Source organism: Sphingomonas sp. P4_D12 (assembly GCF_056401895.1).
On sequence record NZ_JBFUIL010000012.1, the window covers coordinates 25,872 to 52,482 of the forward strand.

A 26,611-nucleotide genomic window follows, 5' to 3' on the forward strand; every position below is an offset into this window, starting at 1 on the left:
GAGACGATGAGCCAAGCTTAGGAAAGCAGTCGCCGGATCGCGTCGCGCAGGCCGGTTGCGTCGCAGGGTTCGATCAGCGTCAGGCCCGGTTGCGGCGGCAGGCCGCATGCTTCGGTGGCGATCACCGGCAAGTCAGCGGCAAGCGCGCGGAGCAAGGTCGCAGGGCGATGCTCGACGATCGCGGGCAGGATCACGCCGGCGAGTTCGCCCGGCACTCCCTGGGCCAGGCGAACGTCGCGATCGCCCCAGAAATCCGGTTGCTCTTCGCCTGGGCGCTCGATCAACAACGCGATGTCGAGTTGCTCCATTGCCTCGCGCATCGCATGCGCACCTTTGCGCGCGAGGGCAGGGCCCGCGAACAGGAAAGTACGGCCGCCGCGCGTAACGGGCAGGGGCGTCGCTGCCTGCCAGTCGATCAGGTCGACGCGTGCCGACGGAAAACGGGCGGCAATCGCGCGATGTGGCGTGATCAGCCGAACCGCTTCGCCCAGCGCCGCACGCTCTGCCGCGGCGATCGCCTCCGGCGCGCGGAAATCGCCGAGCGTCGCGCTATCGGGATAAAGATCGCGCGCGGCGTCCAGCACGCGATGCATCGCGTCGATCGGCAAGCGGTCGAGCAACACCTCGAAGCTGCGACCCCGTAACGCCCCCACCCGCCAGAGATGCGGCAGCAGCGCCTGCGCGATGACGAGATGCGTGTGCGTCGCGCCGAGCTTGCGCGCATAGGCGGCCGCCAGCCGCGCATCGGCGTCGAGCAGCACGCGCGCTCGCGGCGTGCCCGGTCCCATGCCACGCAAGGCAAGCGAGCGGCGCAGCGCGGCGAGGTCGGCGCTATATTCGCGCGCGATGACGGGCCAGCCCGCCGCGGCTTTGCCAACCCGGCGCGACGGCAGCATCAGCAGGTCGTCCGGCCCGGCTCGGTCGCGCAGCAACGCGGCGAATTCGGGGCTCGCGCCATCGACCAGCCAAGCGGTGGGCGTGCTGGTATCGATGTCGTCGGGATCGTGGCGATGGCAAGTCGTCTGGCCGCAGGTCAGGCAATCGTGCGCGATCGCACCGGTCAGGACATCGGGAGTGGGTACGGAAGCGCCGGGGATGTCGCCACGGATCGTCAGTTCGAGCTCGTCGGCGCTCAGCCGCGCCTCGATGCGGAACGGCCGCGGCGAACGGATGCGGAAATCGAGGTAATTCCAGAATACCGTGGCGTCGCGCCCCACTTCGGCGCGCGATCCGGGAACCACGCGCGTGTGGGCATGGCGCTCGACCACGTCCAGCCCGGCGTCGAGCACCGCTTCGTGGAGCGCGTTGGACAATTGGCAGAGGCCACCGCCGACGGTCGCGATCATGCAGCCTTCGCGCAGCTCGCGTCCTTCGACGAAGCCGCGGCGGCGCAGCGGTTTGCCGACCTGGCGCCAGAAGCTGAGCACTTCACCCGCGCCGACCTCGATCCCGTCGAGCCCCGAAATCGCCGCGCGCAAATTCTGGATCTTGCCGGCGTTGAGCGCGCGGTCCTTGGCACCCCCGCGCGTGGTCCAGAGCGGCGAGCGGATCGTCGCGAGCACGGGAGCGGCCGTCAGTGTCTCGCCTCGGCGATGACGTTTTGGGGCGTCGAGCGTGAGATCGGCGCCTGCACGGCGCAGGCGCAGCAATGCGGCCTTGGTCTCGAACACCAGATTGCCGACACGCGTTGGTACCGCGCGGTCGGGCAGGGCGGTGACGTTTGCCAGCCGATCACTCATTGCACGCCGCACCTCTCGCCGAGACTATCGCGCGCGAAGGCGCTATCAGGCAAGACCAAGATAGCTGGCGGGGGAAAGCGCATGATGTTGAGGCGGATCGTCATCGGATTGGTCGCGCTCGCCGCACCTGCTACCGCATTGTCCGGACAGTCGGTTCCCCCGGCGATCTACACCGATCCCGCGCCCGACCCGAAGCACCCCGCGCGGATGGACGTGTTGCACATCCCGAGCAGCGGCGTGGCGATCAATGGTGTCGCCTATGTCCCCGCGGGCGCAGGGCCGCATCCCGTCGTGGTGCTGTGTCATGGCTTGCCCGGCAATGAGAAGAATCTGGACCTGGCACAGGCATTGCGGCGAGCGGGCTGGACCGTGGTCACGTTCAACTATCGCGGGTCATGGGGCAGTCCCGGCCAATATAGCTTCGCCAACGATCTGGCCGACGCCGACGCGGTGCTGGCCTATCTGCGCACGCCCGCGTCGGTCGCGGCACTCGGCAGCGACACCAAGCGGATGGTGTTGATCGGCCATAGCCTGGGGGGCTGGGTCACGCTGATGACGGCGGCGCACGACAAGGGGCTGATCGGCGCGGCGGCGATATCGGCGGCCGATGTCGGCTTGATCGGAAAGCTGCCGCGCGATGCGGCGATCAAGCGGCTCGAGGGCGCCGGGCTGGAGACGCTCACAACAACTAGCTCGAGCGAAGCCGACGAAGCGATCGCCAGGAGCGATGCCTATGATTTCATCAACGCGGCCCCGGGTCTCAAGCGACTGCCGTTGCTGTTGCTGACATCCGACGACGGGCTGCGCGGTCCCGCCGAAGCGCTGGGCGCATCAATCCGCAGGCAGGGTGGGGACAAGGTCGCGGCGGTCCATGTCGCGACCGATCACAGCTGGTCCGACGCGCGAATCCGGCTCGAGAGCGAGATCATCCGCTGGCTCGACACGCTGCCCAAATAAGCTGGTCGGCGGCGCCTCAACCCAGGAAGTTACTGAGGACGTCGGGGTGGAACCCGAACTTGGCGAAACCGCAAATGCCCATGAAGATTCCGAACGCGCCGAAGAACCATGATCCGAACAGCAGCATCGGGCTTTCCGCGAGCGCCGCGACCGCGGCCATCGCGATCGCGGTCGAGATCGCCGCCTCGCTCGCGTCGAATTGATCGTCATGCACGTTGAGCGCGTCGTAATTGTCGGCTTGCGCCTGGGCCTGGGCCTTCAGCTTGGGCGTTTCGGTGCGATATTTGGCGATGTCCGCGTCGAGCCGGGCGAGCGTCGCCTTCGACGCTTCGCTGGTCGCGGGCGTGGTCGCCAGCACGGCGATCTCGCTCCGCGCGGTCTCCGATATGTGCAGTTTGGTGCGGGTCGCCTGATATTCGTTCCAGCTATCGACCGAGTCCGCCTTGGCTTGCTGCATGGTCTGGACGAGGTTGCCGTCCTTGATGTTGCAGAGGCCAGTGAAGATCGACAGGATCACGACCGTCAGCGCCACGGCGCGATTGAGCCTCTTGTCCTTCGCTTCGGCACTGACTTCGACTTCCACTCTCGATCTCCCGCACCACGCGCCGCCACCGACGTCGCCCGCCTCTCGGCCCATTTCGGCGGTTCGTAAATATGGACGATGGCGCCGCGTGCAATGTCCGTCCTGTCGGTCGGCCAGACGCCCTCGCGCGTCGCCGCTTTGGTCGGCGCCAGCGATCTGGCGGAGAGTACCTGCGCCACATTGATGAGGTGCCGCACAGCTCTCTACTCCTGCGCTTGACTCCGTACCATGGTACGGATGCTAAATGCGTTTTCATGACGATCAACGTCGAGCACGCGATCACGAATCTGTCGGCATTGCTCCCGATCGTCGCGGCCCAGGCATCGGCGACAGAGAATCGACGCTGCCTCTCCAGCGAACTGGCCGCGACCCTGGGCGAGCATGGCCTTTTCCGCATGCTGGTGCCGCGTACGTTGGGTGGCGGGGAATTGGCGCCGCTCGACGTACTGGACGTCGTCGAGACACTAGCAGGGCAAGATGGTTCGGTAGCTTGGTGTGTGACGGTGTGCGCGACGACGGGGATGTTGGCGGCCTATCTCGACGAGACCGCGGCGGCCGAGATCTTCGGCGCGCGCGATGCCGTGGTCGGCGGCGTCGCCGCGCCTCGGGGCGTCGGGGTCGCTCACGACGACGATTTCGCTATCTCAGGCCGCTGGAGTTGGGCAAGTGCCAGCGCGGTCTGCACTTGGCTGGTGGGTGGATTTCGGGTCTACGGCGAAGGCGGCGCGCTGCGTCTGGGGCTTTTTCCCGCCGCGCAAGTCCGCCTGATCGACGACTGGGATCCATCGGGGCTGCGCGGCACGGGGAGCGGGTCGTTCGAAGTCGCGGACGTGGTCGTTCCCGGACGGAGGACGTGCATCATCTCCGCGAAACCGCGATCCGGCGTCGCAGCGGTATATGCCTTTCCGGTGGCCGTGATGACCGCATTATGCATCGCGTCCGTCGGTTGTGGCCTGGCCCGGGCAGCCTTCGACGAGGCCGGCAGAATTCTTCAGACCGATGATCCGATGCTCGCTACCATGACCGCAGCGTTAGCGCGGCAATCGGCGGCGCGTGCGTTCCTGCGCGAGCAGGTCGCGATCGCCTGGGACGTCGCGATGGCCGGAGACAGTTTGAGCGAGGCGACGGTCGCGCAATTGCGCCTGTCGGCGGTTCATGCCGCCCGAACCGCCGCCGAACAATGCCGCGTCATCCAGGATGTTGCGGGCGGTGCCGGTGTGCCATTTTCCGGTGCGCCGGCGCGCCGCGTCAGGGACGCCCAGACCGTGACGGCGCATGCGTTGGTGTCGCGGCGCCTCTATCCGCAGCTTGGCGGGCAGCTGTTCACGCCGGCCGCGGCGAGCGTCAATGGCTGAAGCGATCAGGCTGCAAGTCGGCGATCAGGCGCCGGCCGTATCGTTCACGTCGATCGCGAGCGGTGCGATCCGCGCGGAGGACGACGACCGCCCGCTGCACCTGCAATTTCGACGATTCGCGGGCTGTCCGATCTGCCACCTGCATCTGCACAGTTTTCTGCGGCGCGCCTCGGAACTCGATCCTTATGTCCGCGAAGTCGTGTTCTTCCACAGCTCCGCCGAAGAATTGCGGCCGCATCTCGCGCATTTGCCGCCCGTCACCATCGCCGATCCCGACAAGCGGATATATCGAGCATTCGGCGTGGAGGCGGGGCGACGCGCGCTCCTTCACCCGAAAGCGATCCTGGCCGCGTTGCTGTCGTCGGCGGTGGCATCTTATCGCATCGTGCAAGGTCGGCAGGCCTTGCCCGCGCGATCGCCGCAAGGTGGGAGATTCGGGTTGCCTGCCGATTTCCTGGTTAGCCGGACCGGCCGGATCGTCGCTTGCCATTACGGGCTGCATGCGGACGACCAATGGTCGGTGGGTGACGTCCTGGAACTGGCGGGGCGGCCGGATCGGTTGCAGTAGCTGCTCGATCGACGCCGATGGAACGCGGCGACCGGTCAGGGACATCAACGAAAAAGGGCCGGGGGTGACCCGGCCCTTTATTCTGTTCGACGGGCGGAATGAATTCCGCCCTGCAGGTCGCATGCCGCTGGAGCTTACGCGCCGGCGACTTCCGCGACGTCGATCTTGATGCCCGGGCCCATCGTCGAGCTGACCGCCAGCTTGCGGACGTACTTGCCCTTGGCGCCCGACGGCTTGGCCTTGACGATCGCGTCGACCAGCGCGTCGAAATTCGCGCGCAGGTCGGCGGCCGGGAACGATGCCTTGCCGATGCCCGAATGGATGATGCCGGCCTTTTCGACGCGATATTCGACCTGGCCGCCCTTGGCCGCCTTGACCGCCGCGGCGACGTCCATCGTCACGGTGCCCAGCTTCGGGTTCGGCATCAGGCCCTTGGGACCCAGCACCTTACCCAGGCGACCGACGATGCCCATCATGTCCGGGGTCGCGATGCAGCGATCGAAATCGATCGTGCCGCCCTGTACGATTTCCATCAGGTCCTCGGCACCGACCACGTCGGCACCAGCGGCCTTCGCTTCGTCGGCCTTGGCGCCCTTGGCGAACACGCCGACGCGGACGTCCTTGCCGGTGCCCTTGGGCAGGGTCACGACGCCACGGACCATCTGGTCGGCGTGGCGCGGATCGACGCCCAGGTTGATCGCGACTTCAATCGTCTCGTCGAACTTGCTGGTCGCATTGGCCTTGGCCAGGCCGATCGCCTCGTCAACGCCGTGCAGCTTCTCGCGGTCGATCGTGATCGCCTTGTTCTTCTTGCTCACGAAAGTCATCGGTTCAGCCCTCCACCACTTCGAGGCCCATCGCGCGGGCGGAGCCTTCGATGATGCGGGTCGCCGCGTCGATATCGTTGGCGTTCAGGTCCTTCATCTTCACTTCGGCGATCTTCGACAGCTCGGAGCGCTTGATCTTGCCCGCGGAGACCTTGCCCGGCTCCTTCGAGCCCGACTTCAGGTTCGCGGCCTTCTTGATCAGGAACGTCGCCGGCGGGGTCTTGGTCTCGAACGAGAACGACCGGTCGGCATAGACGGTGATGATCGTCGGGATCGGCGTGCTCTTCTCGAGGTCGCCGGTCGCGGCGTTGAACGCCTTGCAGAATTCCATGATGTTGACGCCGCGCTGACCCAGCGCCGGGCCGATCGGCGGCGACGGATTGGCAGCGCCCGCGGGCACCTGCAGCTTGATATAGCCTGTGATCTTCTTTGCCATTGTACTCACTCTGTAGTGGGCGGTGGGGCAGGGCCCCGCCGTCCAGGTCAAGTTTAGCGGTTAGACGGGCGCGCGACGCGAACCCTCCCGCAATTCCACAGCTGTAGCTTAGGAAGGGCGGGCCGATAGCGGAAAGTGGGCCGGGAAGCAACAGCGTCGCAGCCGCGCAGGATTAGCGTGAGCTAATCCTGAGACGGCGCCCGTCCGGCCGGCCTCGCGAAGCGAGGTCCGACGACGCGGAATTCACTTCCGCGTCGGATGCTGGGGGTGCGGGGAAACCGGGAAACAAATCCACTTCGGGAGCCCGACGCGGGAGTAAATCCCGCGTCGTCGGTCGGGTTCGGCTCCGCCGACCCGCCGGCCGGTCGAACGCCGTCTCGTGAATTAGCGCCGCTAATTCACGTGCGGTCGCTGCGTAAGGCTACGCCTTACTTGCTGCGCTCGACCTGCTCGAAATCCAGCTCGACCGGCGTCGCACGCCCGAAGATCGACACCGAGACCTTGACCTTCGACTTGTCGAAATCGAGCTCCTCGACGATGCCGTTGAACGACGCGAACGGGCCGTCGAGCACCTTGACCGAATCGCCGATCTCGTAATCGACCTTGACCTGCTGGCGCGGGGCCGAGGCCGCGGCCTCTTCCTTGCTGTTGAGCATGCGCGCGGCTTCGGCGTCGCTGATCGCCTGGGGCTTGCCGTTGGGGCCGAGGAAGCCGGTCACCTTGGGCGTGTTCTTGACCAGGTGATAGACGTCGTCGTTCATCGCGAGCTTGGCCAGCACATAGCCGGGCATAAATTTGCGCTCGACCTGGATCTTCTTGCCGCGGCGCGCCTCGGTGATCGTCTCGGTCGGAACCTCGATCTGTTCGACCAGTTGCTCGAGACCCATGCGGTTTGCTTCCGACAGGATCGCGTCGCGAACCTTGCCCTCAAAGCCCGAATAAGCGTGGATGATGTACCAGCGTGCCATGGGAAACCTTATTTCGCGAGGCTCAGCAGGTACTCGACGCCCGTGTCGAACACCTTGTCGATGGCGAAGAAGAACACCGCCAGGATGACCGTCATGATCATCACCATCACCCCGGTCATGACCGTCTCGCGACGCGTCGGCCATACGACCTTGCGCGTCTCGGCCTGGACCTGCCGGATGAATTCCATGGGGGACGTTTTCGCCACGTGCCTGAACCTATGTAATCGTTGCCGAGTTTGGGGACATAGGACCGCCGCCCGGTCCCTCAAGGGGCACGGACGACAATCAATCCCGATTTCGGATTGAGGCGGAAATAGCGCTGCACCGATCGGAAGGCAAGCGTTCGCGCTAGATCGAGGATCAGGGCGTCGCCGCAATCGACCGTTCGTCGCGATTAACCATTTTCCGAGGGATCGCGACGGTTCCACCTGCGTTCGGCGCCCAACGTACCAGATCAGGGAGGCTCCATGGAACTCGACCATGCCACTATCCGGATTCTCGCCGCGATCGAACGCGAGCGGGACTATCCGGTCGAAGAGGAAGAGTGGCAGGGGAGCTCGGATTCGAACCGAGGGCCTTCGGTTTTGGAGACCGACGCTCTAACCAGCTGAGCTACACCCCTGTGCGGCGGATGCCTGTAGCGCCACCGCGCGCGGGCGGCAATAGTTAGACTCGTTTTCAGCTTCGCTGAGACGGTGCCGGCCCGCTCCCCCACCCGGCCGCCCAATGAGGGTTTTGTTTGGGGGGTGGGGGGGGGGGGCGGGGCGGCGCCAATAATAGCCCTGAACCTTGGTGCAGCCGAGATCCTGGATCAGCCGGTGCTCGTCCTCGGTCTCGACGCCTTCCGCGGTCGTTGCCATACCCAAAGACTGGGCAAGCGCGACAACGGCGCGGATGATCGCGACCGGCTCCTTCTGACCCTTGGATGCGCCCTGGACGAAGCTGCGATCGATCTTGATCGTCGAAAAGCGGGTGCGCGCAAGATAGCCCAGCGACGAATAACCGGTACCAAAATCGTCGAGGCTCAGGCGCACGCCGAGATCGAGCACGCGTTCGAGCACCTGCACCGCCACGGTGCCTTCGCGCATGAACACGCCCTCGGTCACTTCGAGTTCGAGCCGCTCCGGCGGCAGCCCGCTATTGGCGAGTGCCGATGCGACCACCGACACGAACGCGGGATTGTGGAGCTGTTCGGGCGATACGTTGACCGCGACCCGCGTCGGCGACGGCCATCGCGACGCTTCGTCGCACGCCTGGCGCAACACCCATTCGCCCATTGGAACGATCAGCCGTGCGTCTTCTGCCAGGGGCACGAACTTGGCCGGTGAAATGATGCCCAGTTCGGGATGCGTCCAACGCAAGAGCGCTTCGAAGCCGGTGAGGCTGCCCGACCCGGCGACCACCACAGGCTGGTATTCGAGGTGCATCTCACCCTTTTCGAGCGCCTGGCGCAGCGCCATTTCGAGCACGCGACGCTCTTCCGCCTTGACGTGGAGCTGAGGCTCGTAGGTGTGGAAGACGCCGCCGCCGGCATCTTTCGACCGATAAAGGGCAAGGTCCGCCGAGCGGATCAGCATTTCGGCGGTGCGGCCGTCGCGCGGGCCGATCGCGACGCCGACCGACGCACCGATATAGAGCGTGTGCGCATCGACCTCGTATGGCCGCGACAACATCTCGATAATCGCCTGTGCCAGCTTTTCGACGCGGGCCGTGTCGGACGCGTCGCGTACCACCACCGCGAATTCGTCGCCGCCGAGCCGGCCCACGACCTCATTGTCGCTGACCAGATGGCCGAGCCGTTCCGAGACGCGCCCGAGCAACCGATCGCCGACCGGATGGCCGAGCGAATCGTTGACCGCCTTGAAGCGATCGAGATCGATCATCATGAACGCGCAGCGCGTGCCCCATTTCTCCGCTTCGGCCATCGCGCGGCCGAGTTGCTCGTTGAGGTGGAGCCGGTTGGGCAGGCCGGTGAGCATGTCGTACCGCGCCATGCGGTTGATCTTGTCGGCCGATTCGCGCTGGGCGGTGACGTCGGATCCCACGCCGCGAAAACCGAGAAAGGCGCCGTCGTCATCGTGGCGCGGGCTGGCGGCAAGTGCGAACCATCTTTCGGCCTCACCGACCTGCACGGGCAGCAGGATATCGCGAAACGGTTCGCGATTCTTGAGTTTGTCGGCGAGCATGCGCAGCCCGGAGGAGAAGTCGCCGCTTTCCCAATGGACGCCGGCCAGCGCCTGGAGCAGCGGCATGCCGTTGATCTTCACCGGATCGAGATGGACCGAGCGCGCGAAGCGCGGGCTGGCGCGGACGATGCGCCGGGCGCTGTCGGTCTCCCACAGCCAGTCGCCATCTTCTTCTTCGAATTCGCGGAGCAGCAGGCTGACGGTTTCGTCGCGTTCGGACAGACCGATTTCGTTGGCGCGGATCACCACCAGTGATTTTCCGCGCTGGAAACAGCTGACCATCAGCAGGACGACGAACAGCATCGTCGCCGCGGCCAGCAACGGGCTGCCGATCAATACCAGCATGACGGCAATGGCGGTGCCAAGGATACCGAGGAAGCTCAGCGTCGCCAGTGGCAGCGCCGCCATCGCCACGGCCGACGCCGTAAGCATGACCGACAGCACGATCCACAATGCCATCGCGGTGCCGATATCGACGCGTGACCCCAGTGCCAGCGGTGGAATCGACCAGACCGAGGCAAGCGCGATCCCTTCCAGCACGGTATCGCGCACATCGCTGAGGGTCGCGGAATTGGCGTCGCGATGGCGCGAGGCGAGGCGCCGCATCGTCACGCCGACCCCGACCAGGCCGGTCAGGACCGCCCAGCCGATCAACATTTCGCGCGGCACCTGGCCGTCGAACATCATGACGACCAAAGCCGCGCCGATCAGGTTGGCGCCGAGCAGGAACAAGGCGAGCTGGCGTCCGGCGTGCAATTGCGCCGCCCGGATCGGACCCCAGTCGGTGGTGTCCGCCGGATCGTAGAGACCAAGCAACGCGCGGACGTCGATCCGCGGGGTGGCGAATTGGGAAGAGGGCTCCGTGCTCACCCCCTGCGGATAGCGCCTACAGGGTTAGCGAAGGGTTAGGCGCACGCAGGATTTTTTCGCGAATTCGCCCCGAAATGGAGAGCAATAGTCGCGACCGAGCCGCCAAAACTGTGGATAACCCCGCTCGATTGATCCAGATCAGTCCGTATTTTGCCGGCCCGCTAGGGCTTCAGGCGGCGATCGCGTATGGCTTGATCTCACCAGCGAGGTACAGATTGCGCGCCTTCGCCCGACTCAACTTGCCCGAACTCGTGCGCGGCAGCGTGCGCGGCGGGATCAGTTCGATCACGCAATTCATGCCGGTAACCGACCGCACCCGCTCGCGAATCTCGTCGCGCAGGCGCAGGCGTTCGGCTTCATCGGACGTCCGGCACTGGACCAGGACGGCCGGCGTCTCTTCGCCGCCCGGCGTGGTGATCGCGAAGGCGGCGATATCGCCCGCCTTGAAGCCGGGCAGCTGCTCGACTGCCCATTCGATGTCCTGCGGCCAATGGTTGCGGCCGTTGACGATGATCATGTCCTTGGCGCGGCCGACAATGTAAATATAGCCGTCCGACATATAGCCCATGTCGCCGGTATCGAGCCAACCGTCCTGCATGCAGGCGGCGGTCGCTTCGGGGTCGCGGAAATAGCCGACCATCACCGACGGCCCCGCGCACCACACCTTGCCGATCGCGCGTTCGGGCAGCGGCGTGCCGTCTTCCTCGCGAATCTCGATCTTCATGTCGCGCGCCGGTTTGCCGCAATTGACGATCGCGCGATACCGCTGCGGGCGATCGTGGCGGCCTTCCTGGCCCGACAGCTGGGTTTCCTCGACCAGTTCGACGCGGATGCCTTCGCCGGGCGGCATGATCGATACCGCGAGGGTCGCCTCGGCCAGGCCATAGCTCGGCAGGAACGCGGTCGCCTTGAACCCGGCATCGCCGAATGCGTCGACGAACGACTGCATCACGTCGGGACGGATCATGTCGGCGCCGTTGCCCGCCACGCGCCAGCGCGACAAATCGAATCGATCCCGCGCCTTGGTCTGGCTCGACATGCGGCGCGCGCAGATGTCGTAGCCGAAGGTCGGCGAATAAGAGAGCGTGGTGCCGGGATTGCGGCTGATCAGGTCGAGCCAGGCGAGCGGACGGCGGGCGAAATCCTCGGTCTTGAGGTAATCGGTCGATACCTGGTTGGCGACGATCGACAGGAAGCAGCCGACCAGTCCCATGTCATGATACCAGGGCAACCACGAGACGCAGCGATCGCCATCGCCGACATGCATGCCATGGCTGTGCGCGGCGAGATTGTTGAGCAGCGCATGATGCGTGATCGCGACGCCATGCGGAAAGCGCGTCGACCCGCTCGAATATTGCAGATACGCGATGTCCTCGCCCGTGGCCTGCGGCAATTCGGCGTCGGGAGCGGGGCGCTCGGCGAAGCTCGCCCAGTCGATTCCCTCGACATTCTGGATCCTTGCCGCTTCGGCGCACATCGCGCCGATCTCGGGCGGATAGATCAGCATCGTCGGGTCGCAGCTTCTCAGCTGGACCGACAGCTGGTCGATATAACTTTGCGCGCCGCCGAAGCTGGTCGGTAGCGGCAGCGGCACCGGCCAGGCGCCGGCATAGACCACGCCGAAGAACAGGCTGGCGAACTCGACACCGGTTTCCGCGATCAGCGCGATCCGGTCCTCAGGCTTCACGCCCGACGCGATCAGCCGGCGGGCCATCGCCAGCGCGTCCTGCCGCATTTCGGAAAAAGGATAAGCGCGGACCAGCGCGCCGCGCGGATCGTGGAAATTGAGCCCGCGCACGCCTTGCGCGGCATAATCCAGCGCTTCGCCCAAAGTCCCGAAATCGGCCAGTCGGCGCGGCAAGGCGTCGTCGGTCGGAGTCGGCGCCAGGCTCTCCGTTCGCTCGCCTACCACGTCAGTCGCCATGTCTAATGTCATCACTTTCGCGCCCATGTTCCTGCGGCTCTTACCGGCCGCTTCATGCCAGCGACGGCCCCCTGCCGCCCGCACGCGTTCAAATTCGGTTGTCAGTGTGGCACAAACATGGCGACATGGCCCGAGTTCCTCGTCAATCCGCCCCACCGCTCGACCGTTCGAGCCTCGAACGACTGGCATTGCGCTATGTCGAACGCTTCGCGACGACGCGCGGACGGCTGACCGATTATCTCCGCCGCAAGATCCGCGAGCGGGGCTGGGACGGGGAAGCCGCCGACCCGGCGGCGATCGCCGATCGCATGGCCGAACTCGGCTATATCGACGATCGCGCCTGGGGAGAGGCCAAGGCGAGTACGATGGCGCGGCGCGGATTGGGGGCTCGACGCGTGGCAGGCGTATTGCGCCAGGCCGGTATCGGCGGCGACGATGTTGACGCTATCGCGCCGGCGGTCGCCGATCGGTCGGTCGACGCCGCGATCGCTTATGCGCGTCGGCGTCGGATCGGCCCGTTCGCCGACCAGCCGGGCGATCGCCCGACCCGCGAGAAGCATGTCGCGGCGCTGCTCCGCGCTGGCCATTCGTTCCAGCTGGCTCGCGCGCTGGCCAGCATGAATCCGGGCGATGATCCCGTTAAGCTGCTCGAATAGAACGATCCCGAAACGAGCGGCGCTAAGCCTTTGGCTTTCATCGTGATCGTGTTACACTGGTTGTTCGCAGGGGGTGACTGTGCGCGTAGAATCGCAGCTGGAGACGGGCGACCGCCCGCTGGAGCCGTTGGAGGAGGTTGACGTCGGGGCGCTGGCGGACGGCGAATCGCACCATCGTGGCGTCGTCAAATGGTTCGATGTCACGCGCGGTTTCGGCTTCCTGGTCGATGACGATCAGGCCGGTGATATCCTCATCCATTTTTCGGTCCTCCAGCCGCATGGTCGGCGCAGCCTGCCCGAAGGCGCGCGGGTCGATTGCATCGCGGTCCGCCGCGACCGCGGCCTGCAGGCAAGCGCGATCCTGGCCATCGACCTGTCGACCGCGATCGAGCCGCCGCCGCGCGTCCGCCCCGATGCCGATCGGGTCGATCCGGTCTCGATGCTCGACCAGGCCGGCCCGTTCGAACCGGTCGCGGTCAAATGGTTCAATCGCCTGAAGGGCTATGGTTTCCTGGTGCGCGACGCCGACTCGGCCGATATATTCGTGCATATGGAAACGCTGCGCCGAGCCGGTCTGCATGAGGTGGAACCCGAGCAACGTCTGAGGGCGCGGATCGTTGAGGGCCGCAAGGGCCCGTTGGCGGTCATGGTCGAACAGGACTGATTTCATGAAATTCCGCTATGTGTTGCTGCCGTTGGCGCTGTGCGCCTTGCCGACTGCCTGCGCGCAGAGCGATCCCGCGAGCGCGAACAGTGATTCCGCGACCAAAACGATCGCGCTGACCGTCGCCAGCAGCAACGGCACTCACGCTTTCCAGGTCGAGGTCGCCAAGAGCGCGGCCGAACAGGAAAAGGGGCTGATGTTCCGGACCGACATTCCCGACAATGGCGGGATGCTGTTCTGGCCCTATCCGGCTGGCGGCGGCGCGCCCAAGGAAGCGAGCTTCTGGATGAAGAACACGCCGAGCCCGCTCGACATCATCTTCATCCGCGCCAACGGCACGATCGCGCGCATCGCGGAAAACGCGATTCCCGAAGATGAGACGCCGATTTCATCGGGTGAGCCGGTCGGCGCGGTGCTGGAGCTCAAGGGCGGGCGCAGTTCCGAGCTGGGGATTGCCGAGGGCGACAAGGTAACCTGGACCGGCAAATGACTCCTCAGCACCCCGGCGTAAGCTGGGGTCTCGGGCCGCATCGCCGCATTGCCAAAGATCCCAGCTTTCGCTGGGATGACGACGGCAGGCGTTGAACGCCGGACCGTCACCCGCTAAGCGCGGCCTATGGGTATCAATCTCAATCCCTTCACCTGGTGGACCGGCGCGACCTGGGGCACGATGGTCGGCCTGCTCGGCAAGGAACGCGTTGGCGAGGATGACCTCGGCAACGTCTATTACCGGGGCGGCAAGGACACTAACGGCAACCCGCGGCGCTGGGTGATCTATAACGGTGCGAACGACGCCAGCCGGGTGCCGCCCGAATGGTTCAGCTGGCTGCATCACCAGATCGACGACGTGCCCGATCGCGCGCTACCGGCGCAGCGTCGCTGGGAAAAGCCCGCCGTGCCCAATCTGACCGGGACCGCTCTGGCCTATCGGCCGCCGGGCGCGCTCGAAAAGGGCGGGCATCGTGCGCCTGCCACGGGTGATTACGAAGCCTGGACGCCGGAAGGATGAACTGGCGCCGCGTCGGCGGTATCACCGCGCTGGTGGCCGGAATCGGCGCGGCCGGCTGGGCTGGCTATAATTGGTACGAGACGCCGACGGCGCCGCCGCCCGACGCGGTGGCGACCGCCGCGCCGACCGCGCTCGACGATAGCGGCCAATCAGGTGGCGTCGAGACGATCGACGTATCGGGCGATGCGACCAATCCGACCCAGGGCGCGACGCCGATGAACCAGCGCGTCGCGACACTCGGCCTGCTCAACAAGCGCAACAGCCAGACGCGCGATCTGACGATGAAGCCCGGCGAGGCGATTCGCGTCGGGAATGCCATCGTCCGCCTGCGCGCGTGCGAGGAAACCGCGCCTTGGGAAGCCGAGCATTATACCGGTGCGTTCGTCCAGCTCGACATCGAACAGACCGACAAGCAGTGGAAGCGGGTATTTTCGGGCTGGCTGTACAAGGAGCGGCCGAACCTGAACGTCGTGATCGATCCGATCTACGACGTCTGGGTCAAGAGCTGCACGATGTCCTTCCCCAAAGGCGGCGCCGACACCGTGACGGCGCCGACCGAATCGCCCAAATCGGGCAGCCGGTCGAGCGCGCCGAAATCCCCCGCCGCGGCGCCCGACACCGCAGCGCCGAGCGAACCGTCGATCGCCGCGCCCAGCAACGCGACATAATCGCCCCGGCTGATCTCGATCGCGCCGAGCGAGGCGAGATGGGGCGTCATGAATTGGCAATCGAGCAGAGTGAACCCGCCCACGCGCAGGCGCGCCACCAACCAGGCGAGGGCCACTTTTGACGCATCGGTCGCGCGGCTGACCATCGATTCGCCGAAGAACGCCTTGCCGAGCGCGAGGCCGTAGAGACCGCCGATCAGCTGATCGCCGTCCCAACATTCGATCGAATGCGCGCGGCCCTGATAATGAAGCGTGGTGAACACGCTTTCGATCGTGGTGTTGATCCATGTCTCCGGCCGATCAGCGGCGCTTTCGGCACAGAGCGCGATCATGTCCTCGAACGCGGCGTCGGCAGTGACGCGGAACCGGTCCGAGGCAATCACCTTCCGGAGCGATTTCGACAGATGGAACCCGTCGAGCGGCAGGATCGCGCGCTTGCGCGGTTCGACCCAATAGACTCCGGCCGCGTCGCGCGCGTCGGCCATCGGAAAGACGCCGACGGCATAGGCCCCCAGAACGAGATTGGGATCGAGAACCTCATAGGACGGCTCTGGAGGCGGTTTCATCGCGCCAGCCGCTTCTCGATCGTCTGCCACAGCGTGGCGAATGCGTGCGCCGCCGCCGAGCTTCCGGCGAATTGACCCACCGCCGCGCGGCGATCGCCCATCTGTTCGACGATGCTGGCCATTGGGATGATCGGCCAGTCGGGATGTGCCGCCACCGCTTCGCCGTGCAACCGGCGGCGGCGATCGACCATGACATGGACCGGCAGCACCTTGGCCTTGCCCAAGGACGCGGCCATGTCGTCGAAGGCGCGTTGCGACAGCGGCGAGGGGATGACCGGCACGACGATCAGGTCGGCGGCGCGGATCACCTGTTCGCTGGTTTCGGTGAGGCCGGGCGGGCAATCCAGGATCACCCGATCATAATCCTTGGCCAAGGATGCCAACAGCTTTTGCAGCCGCTTCTTCTTGTCGAGTTCGTGGAACAGCAGGTCGAGCCCGCGCAGCGACGTGTCCGCGGCGATCACGTCGAGTCGCGCGATCGCGGTAGCCCGGGCGAGCTTGCTCGGCTCGATGTCTTTGGTGAACACCGACTGCGCGTCGGCCTTGCCCTTTTTGGTCGGCAGCAAAAAGGTGCTGGCCGCTTGCGGATCGAGATCCCAAAGCAATGTCCGGCGCGACGAGAGCGTGGCGGCGGCCCAGGCTAAATTGACCGCCAGCGTCGTTTTGCCGACGCCGCCTTTCAGGCTGTAGATCGCGATCGTTGCCATGCCGCTCCCGTTGGGCGATGATCGGCAAGGTGCCCAATCTGGGCAGTTGATGCAACAGCGGTCCGCGCCGAAACGCGGACCGCTGGGTTGGAATCACGCGTCGCAGGTCTGGGCGGGCTTGCCCGGCGCGGTCAGCTTGATCGATTTGGGCGTGCCCGACACTTCCCAGCCGCCGTCGCCGACATAGGGCTTGCCCGCTTCGGGCGCCTTCAGCACGACTGCCGTGGCGTCCGCAGGAGCCGACACGGTCAGCTGCTTGTCGCCTTCGAAAAAAGTCACGTGCGCCAATGTGTTATCGCCATGGCAGCGCATCGAGACCTCGGCCTTGATCGCCGGCGGAAGCTCGAATTTCGGCTTTTCGGCGACCGTCTTGTTCTCGACGGTGGTCGAGTTCTCGACAGTCGTGGCGTTGGTCTTGGATTGACAGGCCGTCAGCGCCAGAAGCGCTACGGCGGTTGCGGGGAGAAGGGGGGTCTTCATAGGCCTTCGCGCTTCGCGCACGCAGCAGCGAAGGTCAAGATGTAACCATTTTGGGCCGTTCCGGGCGTGATGCGTTGCAACAAAAGTGTCATTCGTGAAATTCGTCCATATCGGGGATACGGCCGAACGCAATTTTCGTACCGACGCGATCGATCCGTCCACCATAAAACGGCCCGAGCGACACCGCGTGGCGGCCGAATTTCTCGTTGAGCCGGTCCATCGCTCGGCTGAGCGCCAGCCCGCGCGTCTCGCGCGCCAGCGGGTCGTCGGGGTCGAGATGCTCGAACAGCGATCCCTGTTCGCCGGCGACCGGGACGATCTCGTTGAGCGTCACGCCGATCATCCGCACGCGCAGCGAACCGTGACGCTGTCGCCCTTCTTCGGCCAGCCGGGGAAACAAGGCATCGAGCGCAGCAAGCACCTGGAAACTGTCCTGCGTTGGCGCCAGGCGGCGGCTGGTCTGCCATACGATTTTGTCCTGCTCGAACCGGACATGGAGCACCAGCAGGCGCGCCGCATAGCCCTTGCGCCTGAGCCGGCTCGCCGCCTTGAGCGCCAGCCGCCGCGCGGTCAGCCGCACCGGCTCGAGCCCGCGCTTGCCGGGCGACAGCACGTGGCTGTGGCCGATCGACCGCGTTTGGGTCGCCTTGTCGGGCAGGTCGACGCCGTGGAGCAGATACCATAATCGATCGCCATTGGTGCCGCCCCAGGCGGTGCCGGCGTCGCGCGGGCGGCGCTCGCAATATTGACGGATATCGTTGACTCCGTCGCGCGCCAGCCGGCGCTCCATGTTCGCGCCGATCCCCGAAATGTCGCGCAACGCCAGTCCGAATAGCCGATGCGGCAATTGCTCGGCGGTCAGGATGATCAGCCCGTCGGGCTTCTGCATGTCAGAGGCGAGTTTGGCGAGCAGCCGGTTGGGCGCGATCCCGACCGACGAGGTCAGGCACTCGCCGACATTGGCACGGATCCCGGCCTTGATCCGCCGCGCCAATGCCATCGCCTGGTCGGGCGAATTCTCGTTGTCGAGCAGGCGGCACGCGACTTCGTCGATCGAACAGACGCGCGTCACGGGGATGTGCTTCCAGATTTCCGCGATCACGGCGTCGTGGAACTCGACATATTTGTCGTGGCGCGCGGGCGCGATCAGCAACTCGCGGCACAACCTCTTGGCTTCCCACACCGGCGTGCCGGTGGTGATGCCATAGCGCTTGGCTTCGACCGAGGCGGCGATCGCAACCGTGGTGTCGGACCCGACCGGCGCGACGATCACCGGCTTACCACGCAAGGCGGGGTCGAGCTGCTGTTCGACGCTGGCGAAATAGGAGTTCAGGTCGAGGAACAACCAGCGCAGCGGGCGCGGCGGCAAGGTCAAGTCGACCGACACGCCATATGCGTCGGAGGGGGCAGGGGAGAGCGATTCGGCCAGCGCCATAGGGTGGAACATTATCAGAACATTGGCGCGTGAAATAGCTCAGAGATAGGCACGGAGCGCCGTCCAAGCGCCCTGCTTCGCCGCAAGGCCGATCGTGTGGAGCGGGCTGCTCGACGGCAATGCGATCAGGTCATATCGCCGGACGTGCTCCTCCATCAGTCGTCGGCCGATCTTGTATGCGGTGCCGCCGTTGAACGCGATCGCGCGCAATCGAGGCAGCGACGCGGCGAGATGCTCGAGATCGTTGGGCGCATGATCGCGGATCGCGGCGTCGCTGCTGCCGGGGCGAGTGGCTGTCGCGACGACGTCCCACAGGCCGATATGCGCGTCGAGCAGCGTCGCCAGCCGATCCTCATAGTCCAAGGCTGCCAGATCGCGCCCGACCACGGGGGAGAGCAGGCGCCAGAACTGGTTCTGCGGATGCGCATAGTAACGTTGGGCGGCGAGGCTGCGGTCGCCGGGCAGGCTGCCGCAGATCAATAACCGCGTTCGCGCGTCGACGACCGGCGGGAAGGAGCGTTTGAGTGTCACGGCGTCAGTGTAGCGCGGCCCGCCAGACACGTCCCGCCTTGACCGCGCGGGCCGATCGGGTGACGATCTCTCCAATCAGGGAGATGGGCATGAAGCGAGTGCTGTTGGTGGGCGTGATCCTGAGCATGCTGGCGGGATGCGGCGGCAGCCCGGCGGCGGTCGGGCAGAATTCGGCCGATTCGATCACCACTACAGCGGTCGGGAATGTCGTCGCGACCGTGCCGAGCCCGACGCCGACGCCCACAGCGAATGCTGCGGCGGCGGCACCCGACAACGGAGCGATGTCCGACGACAGCGCCGCGTCCAACGACACCTCGGCAGATGCCGCGGCGAGCAGCGACGCGCACCAGGAGTAACGCTGAAACCCCTCTCCCCCGTGGGCGCATCGGGCCGCTCGGCGTTAGCCGAGTGGGAAGGTAAGGGGGCGAGCCGCAGGCTCGCGCGGCGCTAGCGCGCCCCCCTCATCCAAGCTTCGCTAGGCAGCAGGCTGCCAAGCTTCGCTATCCTTCTCCCACAAGGGGAGAAGGAAGAGGACACACACAACAAGGAATTGCCTCCCACGCAGCAGCGATTGCTTGCCCGCGCCGCGTGCCGGTTTATCTAAGGCGCTATGCCCATCACGCCCGACACCCTGTCGCTCATCGGCCATACCCCTCTCGTCCGGCTCAATGGGCCGAGCGAAGCGGCCGGCGCCGAGATTTTCGGTAAATGCGAATTCGCCAATCCCGGCGCGAGCGTGAAGGATCGCGCCGCGTTGTTCATCGTCCAGGACGCCGAGGAGCGCGGATTGATCGCGCCGGGCGGGACGATCGTCGAGGGGACGGCGGGGAATACCGGTATCGGCCTGGCGCTGGTCGCCAATGCCAAGGGCTACAAGACGATCATCGTCATGCCCGAGACGCAGAGCCGGGAGAAGATGGACACGCTGCACGCGCTCGGCGCCGAACTCGTGCTGGTGCCGGCCGCGCCTTATTCGAACCCCGGCCATTTCGTGCATACCAGCCGGCGGATCGCCGAAGAGACGCCGAACGCGATCTGGGCCAATCAGTTCGACAATATCGCCAACCGCAGGGCGCATATCGTCGGCACCGCCGAGGAGATCTGGGACCAGATGGATGGGCGGATCGACGGGTTCACCTGCGCGGTGGGGACGGGTGGGACGCTGGCCGGCGTTGGGCTCGGCCTTAAGTCGCACGACGAGAACGTGACGATCGCGCTCAGCGACCCCGATGGCGCCGCGCTCTATTCCTATTACGCCTGCGGCGAACTCCGCAGCGAGGGATCGTCGGTGGCGGAAGGGATCGGGCAGGCACGGATCACCGCCAACCTGGAAGGCGCGCCGGTCGACACCCAATTCCGCATCTCGGACGCCGAAGGATATCATTGGGTCAGGCGCCTGCTCGACGAAGAAGGGCTTTGCCTGGGCCTGTCGTCGGGGATCAATGTCGCCGGTGCCGTCGCGCTGGCGAAACAATTGGGCCCGGACAGCAGGGTCGCCACGATCCTGTGCGACACGGGATTCCGCTACCTTTCAACGCTCTACAACAACGACTGGTTGGCATCCAAAGGATTGGTTCCCGCCTGATGCGGTAGACCGTGGCACCAGCAAGGTCGACAAACGCCTCGCGATGCGTTACATAAATGCCACACAAGTATGAAAACACTGGTTCGCGACAACATTCAAACGATGCAGCGGGTGAAGGTCGGCATGATCGGCCTTGCGGCGGTATTGCTGATGATCGGCGTCGCCGCGACCCTGTTTGCGATCGTCAGCCGGGAACGTCCGCTCAATGCGGTGGGCGCGCCCAAGGTCGATGTCGCCGCCAACCTTGCCGCGTCGAACAGCACCGCCCCAATCGATACCGCGACGAGCGAACCGCTCGCCGAAATGGGCGTCGCTCCGGCGGCATCACCCACTCCCGCCAAGCACTGATGTCCGCCTCCCTGCCGGGAAGCGATGGGAAATCATCCCAAAGCTGGGCTGAGTCGCGCCGATTCCAACATTTCAAGCCCTTGCCGGTGCCTGCAGGGGTCAGAAGGGCAGGCTATGGTTAAAGAAAATTTCATAGTGTTTGGAATAGCTTAGCCAAAAGTGGGCAATTTTGGCCCATCAAACACCAAAAATTCCCATTGAATCCCATCCGGTGGCTTGATACGCCAGTCTCCGGAAGTGGGGCGTTTTTACCCGTTGATTCTGATCACCGCGGCGCGAGCGAGGGCTCGTTCCGCGAACGGGAAAACGCATGTCTGGTTCGGGGCGAACGGTGGCTGGGAGTATCTATACGGGAACGGCGCTGCAGCTTGTCGATGACAAGAACCGCGTTTCCATACCCGCCAAGTTCCGCGACGCCGTCATCGACAACACGCCGCCCGAGCGCTTCAAGAAAGGCCCGTTCGTCCTCATGGGGCAGCACCCCGAGGCGAAGTGCCTGATCGCCTACGACCAGGGCTATGTCGACGCGAAGCTGGCCAAGGCCGCGGCAGGCGATAACGATCCCGCGTTCAACGTCCTTCGCGTCATTGCCGGCGGCGCCGAGGAAGTCGGCTTCGACAGCACCGGCCGCGCCGTCATCATCAACTGGATGAAAGAAGAGGCGGGCATCGCCAAGCACGCTTTCTTCTACGGGTCGCTGACGCATTTCGAGATCTGGGATCCCCACACCCTGCTCGCCGCGACCGACGACCAGGCTGCCCCCGTCCTCAAGCGCATCTGCCGCAACCTCATGCAGGAAAAGAACATCCTGTGAGCACGCCCACTCCCCATATTCCGGTGCTCATCGATGAGGTGATCGACGCTCTCCGCCCCACCCCGGGAGAGCGCCATGTCGATGCGACCTTCGGCGCCGGCGGTTACACTCGGGCGATCCTCGCCACGGGCGCCGAGGTGGTCGCGTTCGACCGCGACCCCGATGCGATCGCCGGCGGTGAGGAGATGGTCGCGGCGTCGGACGGGCGGCTCACGCTCGTCGAGGCGCCATTCTCCGCGCTCGAGTCCGAACTCGACGCCCGCGGCCTCGCCCCGGTCGACGGCGTCGTGATGGATATCGGCGTGTCGTCGATGCAGCTCGACCAGGCTGAGCGCGGCTTCTCGTTCCAGGGCGACGGGCCGCTCGACATGCGGATGAGCCAGTCGGGCGAGAGTGCCGCCGATTTCCTCAACAATGCCGATGAGAGCGACATCGCCGATGTCCTCTACCTTTATGGCGAAGAACCCCGCTCGCGCCGCGTCGCCCGCGCGATCGTCTCCGCAAGACCCCTTACGCGGACTTCCGAACTCGCGACGGTGGTGCGGAAGGCGCTAGGCCATAAACCGCACGACAAGAAGGATCCCGCGACACGGACCTTCCAGGCCGTGCGGATTCATATCAACCGGGAGCTCGGCGAGCTGGCCGATGGTCTCGCCGCGGCGGAGCGTGTGCTCAAGCCCGGCGGGCGGCTGGCTGTGGTGACCTTCCACAGCCTGGAGGACCGGCTGGTGAAGCATTTTCTGCGCGAACGGAGCGGCGCGATGCCGTCCGGTTCTCGCCATCTGCCGCCGCAGGCCGCTCCGGCCGAGGCGACATTCGAAACGATCGGGCGCGCGGTGCGCCCCAGTGATGCCGAGCTGGCGCGGAACCCGCGTGCTCGTTCGGCGACCTTGCGTGTGGCCAGGCGGACCGCGTCGGCAGCCTGGGTTGCGGGAGAAATGTGATGGTTGTGGCGCATCGATTTCGTTGGTTTGGCTGGTTCGTGCTCTGCGTGAGCGTGATCCTCGGCTGTTACCTCATGTCATCGCGCGTGGCGGCGGAACGCAACAAGCTCGCGGCGATCGAATCCTCGATCGCGCGGACGCAGCGTGACATCACCGCGCTCGAAACCGAATTCGACACGCGCGCCAGCTTCGCGCAGCTGCAGCGCTGGAACGGCGACACGCTCAAGCTGTCGGCGCCGACCGCCGGGCAATATATCCGTAACGACGCCGAGCTCGCCCAGGTCGATTTCAACGCGCCGACCCCAACGAACGGCCCGCAAGTCCAGACCGCCGCGGCGGTCATCCCGAGCGCCCCTGTGATGCCGACCGAAGTGGCGGTCGCCGCTACACCGGCCGCGCCGGTGGCGAGCGCTCCAGCCAAGATGAAGGCGGCGGTCGCGATGGTTTCGGCGCCTGTCGGCGCGAAGCTCCAGCCCGCCGCGGCCAAAACGACGATCAAGGCGAAGCCGGCGACGGTGGCGCTGCTCGATCGCAAGCTGCTCAGCGACACGACGTTGGGCTCGCTGTCGCGCGGCGCGCGTCGGGAGGATGGCGCGCGATGAGCAATCTGCTCGCACGACCGATCGCGCCGCGTCGTCTTGCCGACGAACGCGCGCTGGTCCGTGCGACCGCGCAAAAGCGATTGATGATCATGATGCTGCTCTACGGCGCAGCGATCGGAGTCGTCGTCGCCAAGCTCAGCTTTTTCGCGTTCTCCGCGGGAACCGCGACCGCGTCGACGATGGCCGACCGCGTGATCCGCGGCGATATCGTCGACCGCAACGGCGAGCCGCTGGCGCGCACGATCGACGCCTGGGCAATCGGTATCCACCCCGACCAGATCCTCGGCGATCGCCGTGAGATCGCACAGCGCCTGGCCAATATCCTCGGCCTCGACGAAAACCAGATCTACGCCAGGCTGCAGGGCACCAGGTTCACCTATATCGAGCGCGATGCCTCGGCATCGCTCGTCACCGAGGTCAATGCGATCGGCGAGCCGGCGATCGTGTTCGAACGCCAGCAACAGCGCCTCTATCCGCAATCGGAACTCGGCGCGCAGGTGCTCGGCTTCCTCGACGTCAACAACAAGGGCGCGAGCGGGATGGAGCGCGCGCTCGATCTGCGGCTGACCTCGCCCGACACCGCGGCCAAGCCGGTCGCGCTGTCGATCGACGCGCGCGCGCAATCGGCGCTCGAGAACGAGCTTGGCCAACAGGTCACCACCTTGAAGGCCAAGGGTGGGGCGGGCGTGGTGCTCGACGTTCGCACCGGCGAGATCATGGCGCTGGCGTCCTTCCCCACATTCAATCCCAACAATCCCGGCGCAGCGCCGAAACCGGCCGTGACTGAGGACGGCAAGCAGCTGCCCGGCCCGTTCTTCAACCGCGTGACCAGTGCGGCATACGAGCTTGGCTCGACCTTCAAGCCGATCACCATGGCCGCGGCGATCGACAGCGGTACCGTCACCTCGATGGCCAAGCGTTTCGACGCTACCCAGCCGCTGCAGATCGACGGCTTCAAGATCCATGACCATGATGGCGAAGGGCGCTGGCTCGATATCCCGGAGACGCTGATCCACTCGTCGAATATCGCCACCGCGCGGATTGCCGACGAAATGGGCGGCGACAAATTGTCGGCGATGTTCCGGTCGATGGGTTTCGACAAGCCGATGCCGTTCGAGTTGCCGGCGCGGGGTCGGACGATGTTCCCGCAGAAGTTCAGTCGCGTGACGACGATGACCACCGGCTTCGGGCACGGCATCGCGGTGACGCCGCTGCACCTGGCCGCAGCCTATGCTGCCCTGGTCAATGGCGGCGTGTGGCGGCCTGTCACGCTGATGAAGGTTCAGCCCGGTGCCGACGTTCCGGGGCGGCGCGTGATCAGCGAACAGACCAGCTACCGCATTCGCCAGCTGCTTCGGCTCGTGGTTACCCAGGGTACCGGCCGGACTGCCGATGCGCCCGGCTTCCGCGTTGGCGGCAAGACCGGCACCGCGGAAGTCGCGACGGGCGGCGGATATTCGAAGAAAGCCAACGTCTCGACCTTCGCGGCGGCTTTCCCAATGGACGCGCCACGCTATGTGGTGATCGTAATGCTCGATTCGCCACAGGGAGCCGTCAGGACCGCGGCCTATACCGCCGCACCGGTGGTCAACCGCTTCATCATGCGCGCCGGGCCGATGCTCGGGGTGATGCCCGACCCCTCGCGCGACATCAATGTCGACGAGCTGATGCCGCTGATCTGGCACCGCCCCGGCGAAAAGCCGCAGACGATGGCGGATCCCGAATGAAACTCGGCGGGCTGGTGACGGGCGGGGGCGACGCCAGCGTCACCGGCTTCGCGATCGACCACCGCAAGGTCGCGCCCGGCACGATCTTCGGCGCGTTCGAAGGCACGCGCGTCAATGGCGAGGACTTCATCCCGGCGGCGGTCGCGGCGGGTGCGATCGCGGTCGTCGCGCGTCCGGACGTCACTGTCGACGGGGCGCTGCACATCGCCTCGGACAATCCGCGCCAGGCTTTCGCGCATCTCGCCGCTTTATTCTTCGCGCCTTTCCCGGAAACGGTGGTTGCAGTCACCGGCACCAACGGCAAGACCTCGACGGTCGAGATGACGCGTCAATTGTGGCGGATGGCGGGGCATCATGCCGCGTCGATCGGGACGCTTGGCGTGACGACCTCGGATGACAGCGTCTCGACCGGTCTGACGACGCCGGATGTCGTCACGTTCCTGTCGAACGTCGCCGGGCTCGCACGCGAAGGCGTCACCCATGTCGCGTTCGAGGCATCGAGCCATGGCCTGTCGCAATATCGCACCGAGGGGCTGAAAGTGATCGCCGCGGCCTTCACCAACCTCAGCCGCGACCATCTCGATTACCATGGCGACATGGCCGCTTATCTGACGGCGAAGCTCAGGCTGTTTTCGGAAGTGCTCGACCCGGACGGTACCGCCGTCGTTTGGGCCGACGATCCGCAGGCCGCGCGCGTCGTCGATCTCGCCCATGCGCGGCGCCAACGTATCGTCACGGTCGGCGAACGCGGCGGCGCGCTTCGATTGGTCAGTCGCGACCCGACTTTGCTCGGCCAGGGCCTGTTGATCGAAGCCGAGGATCGCGAGCTGAAGGTCACATTGCCGTTGATCGGCGCCTATCAGGCGGCCAATGCGCTGACCGCGGCGGGGCTGGTGATCGCGACCGGCGGCGACGTTGCCCAGACCATCGCCAATCTGGCGCGGTTGCAGCCGGTGCGCGGACGGCTCGAACGCGCGGTGATCACGCGGACCGGGGCACCGGTCTATGTCGACTACGCGCACACGCCCGACGCGCTGGAGGCAGCGATCGCCGCGCTCAAGCCGCACACCGCCGGACGGCTGATCGTCGTGTTCGGCGCCGGCGGCGACCGCGATCACGGCAAGCGCGAGCTGATGGGAGAGATCGCCGTGCGCTACGGCGACCTGGTGATCGTCACCGACGACAATCCCCGCAGCGAAGACCCGGCCGCGATCCGCGCCGAAGTGCTCAAGGGTGCGCCGGGGGCGATCGAGATCGGCGACCGCCGCTCGGCCATCGCTTATGCCGTCGGGCAAGCGGGTGCCGAGGACATTGTGCTGATCGCTGGCAAGGGGCACGAACAGGGCCAGATTGTCGGTGACCTGGTGCTGCCATTCGACGACGTGAGTGTAGCGCGCGAGGAGGCGGCGGCGTGACGCGTGGCCAAAACCGGGCTGCCCGGTTAGAGGAGGGGATGCTTGCC

The 26,611-nt window shown here is 65.7% G+C and carries 28 protein-coding genes, 1 tRNA gene and 1 pseudogene; 16 read left to right on the forward strand and 14 right to left on the reverse strand.

The genetic code is table 11. From position 1 onward, the window contains the following. Positions 1-17: 17 nt before the first annotated feature. A complete protein-coding gene (locus AC1DSD_RS20140) occupies positions 18-1,739 on the reverse strand; it encodes a VanW family protein (protein WP_478032584.1) in 1,722 nt (573 codons plus the stop codon). Positions 1,740-1,820: 81 nt separating this feature from the next. Here AC1DSD_RS20140 and AC1DSD_RS20145 point away from each other — a divergent pair, with 81 nt between their 5' ends. Further along, a complete protein-coding gene (locus AC1DSD_RS20145; RefSeq protein ID WP_478032585.1) occupies positions 1,821-2,696 on the forward strand; it encodes an alpha/beta hydrolase family protein in 876 nt (291 codons plus the stop codon). A 16-nt stretch (positions 2,697-2,712) separates the two neighbouring features. Here AC1DSD_RS20145 and AC1DSD_RS20150 read toward each other — a convergent pair whose 3' ends face one another. Further along, positions 2,713-3,279, reverse strand: coding sequence for a DUF4337 domain-containing protein (locus AC1DSD_RS20150; RefSeq protein ID WP_478032586.1), 567 nt, complete (start codon positions 3,277-3,279; stop codon positions 2,713-2,715). Between the two features lie 254 nt (positions 3,280-3,533). On the opposite strand from AC1DSD_RS20150, the gene AC1DSD_RS20155 reads away from it, so the two are divergent. Together AC1DSD_RS20155 and AC1DSD_RS20160 are read left to right on the forward strand one after the other, a co-directional pair. Further along, complete coding sequence (locus tag AC1DSD_RS20155) at positions 3,534-4,634, forward strand: acyl-CoA dehydrogenase family protein (RefSeq protein ID WP_478032587.1); 1,101 nt, start codon at positions 3,534-3,536, stop codon at positions 4,632-4,634. Continuing rightward, complete coding sequence (locus AC1DSD_RS20160) at positions 4,627-5,202, forward strand: thioredoxin domain-containing protein (RefSeq protein WP_478032588.1); 576 nt, start codon at positions 4,627-4,629, stop codon at positions 5,200-5,202. The genes AC1DSD_RS20155 and AC1DSD_RS20160 overlap by 8 nt, the downstream gene beginning before the upstream one ends. Before the next feature lie 134 nt (positions 5,203-5,336). On the opposite strand, the gene rplA is transcribed toward AC1DSD_RS20160, so the two are convergent. From rplA to AC1DSD_RS20195, 7 genes are all read right to left on the reverse strand, one after another. Further along, on the reverse strand, positions 5,337-6,029 hold the full coding sequence (gene rplA, locus AC1DSD_RS20165; RefSeq protein WP_478032589.1) for a 50S ribosomal protein L1: 693 nt from the start codon (positions 6,027-6,029) through the stop codon (positions 5,337-5,339). A gap of 4 nt (positions 6,030-6,033) precedes the next feature. Continuing rightward, positions 6,034-6,465 (reverse strand): 50S ribosomal protein L11, encoded by a 432-nt coding sequence (rplK, locus tag AC1DSD_RS20170; RefSeq protein ID WP_066810582.1) that lies wholly within the window; start codon positions 6,463-6,465, stop codon positions 6,034-6,036. Between the two features lie 428 nt (positions 6,466-6,893). After that, on the reverse strand, positions 6,894-7,433 hold the full coding sequence (gene nusG, locus AC1DSD_RS20175) for a transcription termination/antitermination protein NusG (protein WP_066810584.1): 540 nt from the start codon (positions 7,431-7,433) through the stop codon (positions 6,894-6,896). Positions 7,434-7,441: 8 nt separating this feature from the next. Continuing rightward, entirely contained in the window at positions 7,442-7,639 is a 198-nt protein-coding gene (secE, locus tag AC1DSD_RS20180; protein WP_066822705.1) for a preprotein translocase subunit SecE, read from the reverse strand. Between the two features lie 339 nt (positions 7,640-7,978). Then, positions 7,979-8,055 (reverse strand) — tRNA-Trp (locus AC1DSD_RS20185). Continuing rightward, the gene (locus AC1DSD_RS20190) at positions 8,033-10,489 is read right to left on the reverse strand and encodes a putative bifunctional diguanylate cyclase/phosphodiesterase (protein WP_478032590.1); all 2,457 of its coding nucleotides are present in this window, start codon (positions 10,487-10,489) and stop codon (positions 8,033-8,035) included. Before AC1DSD_RS20190 ends, AC1DSD_RS20185 begins: the two co-directional genes overlap by 23 nt. A 169-nt stretch (positions 10,490-10,658) precedes the next feature. Then, a complete protein-coding gene (locus tag AC1DSD_RS20195) occupies positions 10,659-12,413 on the reverse strand; it encodes a fatty acyl-AMP ligase (RefSeq protein ID WP_478032591.1) in 1,755 nt (584 codons plus the stop codon). 125 nt (positions 12,414-12,538) lie between these two features. Between AC1DSD_RS20195 and AC1DSD_RS20200 the strand changes: the two genes are divergently transcribed. The 5 genes and pseudogenes from AC1DSD_RS20200 to AC1DSD_RS20220 all read left to right on the forward strand — a co-directional run. Next, positions 12,539-13,069, forward strand: coding sequence for a regulatory protein RecX (locus AC1DSD_RS20200; RefSeq protein WP_478032592.1), 531 nt, complete (start codon positions 12,539-12,541; stop codon positions 13,067-13,069). 79 nt (positions 13,070-13,148) lie between these two features. Beyond that, entirely contained in the window at positions 13,149-13,733 is a 585-nt protein-coding gene (locus tag AC1DSD_RS20205) for a cold-shock protein (RefSeq protein ID WP_478032593.1), read from the forward strand. Positions 13,734-13,737: 4 nt separating this feature from the next. Then, positions 13,738-14,223: a DUF192 domain-containing protein gene (locus AC1DSD_RS20210; protein WP_478032594.1), complete on the forward strand. Its 486-nt coding sequence runs from the start codon at positions 13,738-13,740 to the stop codon at positions 14,221-14,223. A 126-nt stretch (positions 14,224-14,349) separates the two neighbouring features. After that, positions 14,350-14,742, forward strand: a complete 393-nt coding sequence (locus AC1DSD_RS20215) for an NADH:ubiquinone oxidoreductase subunit NDUFA12 (protein WP_066822722.1) — start codon at positions 14,350-14,352, stop codon at positions 14,740-14,742. A gap of 281 nt (positions 14,743-15,023) precedes the next feature. Then, positions 15,024-15,191: pseudogene (locus AC1DSD_RS20220) on the forward strand (DUF2155 domain-containing protein); the annotation flags it as partial. 35 nt (positions 15,192-15,226) lie between these two features. Here AC1DSD_RS20220 and aat read toward each other — a convergent pair. The 5 genes from aat to AC1DSD_RS20245 form a co-directional block, all read right to left on the reverse strand. Beyond that, on the reverse strand, positions 15,227-15,976 hold the full coding sequence (aat, locus tag AC1DSD_RS20225) for a leucyl/phenylalanyl-tRNA--protein transferase (RefSeq protein ID WP_478032595.1): 750 nt from the start codon (positions 15,974-15,976) through the stop codon (positions 15,227-15,229). Beyond that, a complete protein-coding gene (locus AC1DSD_RS20230) occupies positions 15,973-16,683 on the reverse strand; it encodes a ParA family protein (RefSeq protein ID WP_478032597.1) in 711 nt (236 codons plus the stop codon). Before AC1DSD_RS20230 ends, aat begins: the two co-directional genes overlap by 4 nt. A 93-nt stretch (positions 16,684-16,776) precedes the next feature. Continuing rightward, a complete protein-coding gene (locus tag AC1DSD_RS20235; RefSeq protein WP_478032598.1) occupies positions 16,777-17,163 on the reverse strand; it encodes a hypothetical protein in 387 nt (128 codons plus the stop codon). A gap of 88 nt (positions 17,164-17,251) precedes the next feature. Further along, positions 17,252-18,610, reverse strand: a complete 1,359-nt coding sequence (locus tag AC1DSD_RS20240; RefSeq protein WP_478032600.1) for a DNA polymerase Y family protein — start codon at positions 18,608-18,610, stop codon at positions 17,252-17,254. A gap of 27 nt (positions 18,611-18,637) precedes the next feature. Then, positions 18,638-19,159: a DNA-deoxyinosine glycosylase gene (locus AC1DSD_RS20245; protein ID WP_478032601.1), complete on the reverse strand. Its 522-nt coding sequence runs from the start codon at positions 19,157-19,159 to the stop codon at positions 18,638-18,640. 59 nt (positions 19,160-19,218) lie between these two features. Here AC1DSD_RS20245 and AC1DSD_RS20250 point away from each other — a divergent pair, with 59 nt between their 5' ends. The 8 genes from AC1DSD_RS20250 (at position 19,219) to AC1DSD_RS20285 (ending at position 26,564) form a co-directional block, all read left to right on the forward strand. Continuing rightward, complete coding sequence (locus tag AC1DSD_RS20250) at positions 19,219-19,485, forward strand: hypothetical protein (RefSeq protein ID WP_478032602.1); 267 nt, start codon at positions 19,219-19,221, stop codon at positions 19,483-19,485. A gap of 254 nt (positions 19,486-19,739) precedes the next feature. Then, the gene (locus tag AC1DSD_RS20255; protein WP_478032604.1) at positions 19,740-20,714 is read left to right on the forward strand and encodes a cysteine synthase A; all 975 of its coding nucleotides are present in this window, start codon (positions 19,740-19,742) and stop codon (positions 20,712-20,714) included. Positions 20,715-20,783: 69 nt separating this feature from the next. Further along, complete coding sequence (locus tag AC1DSD_RS20260; RefSeq protein WP_478032605.1) at positions 20,784-21,062, forward strand: hypothetical protein; 279 nt, start codon at positions 20,784-20,786, stop codon at positions 21,060-21,062. 331 nt (positions 21,063-21,393) lie between these two features. Then, a complete protein-coding gene (locus tag AC1DSD_RS20265; RefSeq protein WP_478032606.1) occupies positions 21,394-21,876 on the forward strand; it encodes a division/cell wall cluster transcriptional repressor MraZ in 483 nt (160 codons plus the stop codon). Further along, on the forward strand, positions 21,873-22,820 hold the full coding sequence (gene rsmH / locus AC1DSD_RS20270) for a 16S rRNA (cytosine(1402)-N(4))-methyltransferase RsmH (protein WP_478032608.1): 948 nt from the start codon (positions 21,873-21,875) through the stop codon (positions 22,818-22,820). The genes AC1DSD_RS20265 and rsmH overlap by 4 nt, the downstream gene beginning before the upstream one ends. Next, the gene (locus AC1DSD_RS20275) at positions 22,820-23,422 is read left to right on the forward strand and encodes a hypothetical protein (RefSeq protein ID WP_478032609.1); all 603 of its coding nucleotides are present in this window, start codon (positions 22,820-22,822) and stop codon (positions 23,420-23,422) included. Before rsmH ends, AC1DSD_RS20275 begins: the two co-directional genes overlap by 1 nt. Continuing rightward, complete coding sequence (locus tag AC1DSD_RS20280; RefSeq protein ID WP_478032610.1) at positions 23,419-25,149, forward strand: peptidoglycan D,D-transpeptidase FtsI family protein; 1,731 nt, start codon at positions 23,419-23,421, stop codon at positions 25,147-25,149. Before AC1DSD_RS20275 ends, AC1DSD_RS20280 begins: the two co-directional genes overlap by 4 nt. Next, positions 25,146-26,564 (forward strand): UDP-N-acetylmuramoyl-L-alanyl-D-glutamate--2,6-diaminopimelate ligase, encoded by a 1,419-nt coding sequence (locus tag AC1DSD_RS20285; protein WP_478032611.1) that lies wholly within the window; start codon positions 25,146-25,148, stop codon positions 26,562-26,564. The genes AC1DSD_RS20280 and AC1DSD_RS20285 overlap by 4 nt, the downstream gene beginning before the upstream one ends. Positions 26,565-26,611: the final 47 nt, after the last annotated feature.

Bases quoted from the DNA above. Each gene is read 5' to 3' on its own strand.
- AC1DSD_RS20230 (WP_478032597.1), bottom strand. From the start codon at position 16,683: ATGGCAACGATCGCGATCTACAGCCTGAAAGGCGGCGTCGGCAAAACG.
- AC1DSD_RS20210 (WP_478032594.1), top strand. From the start codon at position 13,738: ATGAAATTCCGCTATGTGTTGCTGCCGTTGGCGCTGTGCGCCTTGCCG.
- AC1DSD_RS20200 (WP_478032592.1), top strand. From the start codon at position 12,539: ATGGCCCGAGTTCCTCGTCAATCCGCCCCACCGCTCGACCGTTCGAGC.
- AC1DSD_RS20145 (WP_478032585.1), top strand. From the start codon at position 1,821: ATGATGTTGAGGCGGATCGTCATCGGATTGGTCGCGCTCGCCGCACCT.
- AC1DSD_RS20240 (WP_478032600.1), bottom strand. From the start codon at position 18,610: ATGTTCCACCCTATGGCGCTGGCCGAATCGCTCTCCCCTGCCCCCTCC.
- AC1DSD_RS20260 (WP_478032605.1), top strand. From the start codon at position 20,784: ATGAAAACACTGGTTCGCGACAACATTCAAACGATGCAGCGGGTGAAG.
- AC1DSD_RS20250 (WP_478032602.1), top strand. From the start codon at position 19,219: ATGAAGCGAGTGCTGTTGGTGGGCGTGATCCTGAGCATGCTGGCGGGA.
- AC1DSD_RS20285 (WP_478032611.1), top strand. From the start codon at position 25,146: ATGAAACTCGGCGGGCTGGTGACGGGCGGGGGCGACGCCAGCGTCACC.
- AC1DSD_RS20195 (WP_478032591.1), bottom strand. From the start codon at position 12,413: ATGGCGACTGACGTGGTAGGCGAGCGAACGGAGAGCCTGGCGCCGACT.
- nusG (WP_066810584.1), bottom strand. From the start codon at position 7,433: ATGGCACGCTGGTACATCATCCACGCTTATTCGGGCTTTGAGGGCAAG.
- AC1DSD_RS20280 (WP_478032610.1), top strand. From the start codon at position 23,419: ATGAGCAATCTGCTCGCACGACCGATCGCGCCGCGTCGTCTTGCCGAC.
- AC1DSD_RS20160 (WP_478032588.1), top strand. From the start codon at position 4,627: ATGGCTGAAGCGATCAGGCTGCAAGTCGGCGATCAGGCGCCGGCCGTA.
- AC1DSD_RS20215 (WP_066822722.1), top strand. From the start codon at position 14,350: ATGGGTATCAATCTCAATCCCTTCACCTGGTGGACCGGCGCGACCTGG.
- aat (WP_478032595.1), bottom strand. From the start codon at position 15,976: ATGAAACCGCCTCCAGAGCCGTCCTATGAGGTTCTCGATCCCAATCTC.
- AC1DSD_RS20155 (WP_478032587.1), top strand. From the start codon at position 3,534: ATGACGATCAACGTCGAGCACGCGATCACGAATCTGTCGGCATTGCTC.
- AC1DSD_RS20140 (WP_478032584.1), bottom strand. From the start codon at position 1,739: ATGAGTGATCGGCTGGCAAACGTCACCGCCCTGCCCGACCGCGCGGTA.
- AC1DSD_RS20275 (WP_478032609.1), top strand. From the start codon at position 22,820: ATGGTTGTGGCGCATCGATTTCGTTGGTTTGGCTGGTTCGTGCTCTGC.
- rplA (WP_478032589.1), bottom strand. From the start codon at position 6,029: ATGACTTTCGTGAGCAAGAAGAACAAGGCGATCACGATCGACCGCGAG.
- AC1DSD_RS20255 (WP_478032604.1), top strand. From the start codon at position 19,740: ATGCCCATCACGCCCGACACCCTGTCGCTCATCGGCCATACCCCTCTC.
- rplK (WP_066810582.1), bottom strand. From the start codon at position 6,465: ATGGCAAAGAAGATCACAGGCTATATCAAGCTGCAGGTGCCCGCGGGC.
- AC1DSD_RS20235 (WP_478032598.1), bottom strand. From the start codon at position 17,163: ATGAAGACCCCCCTTCTCCCCGCAACCGCCGTAGCGCTTCTGGCGCTG.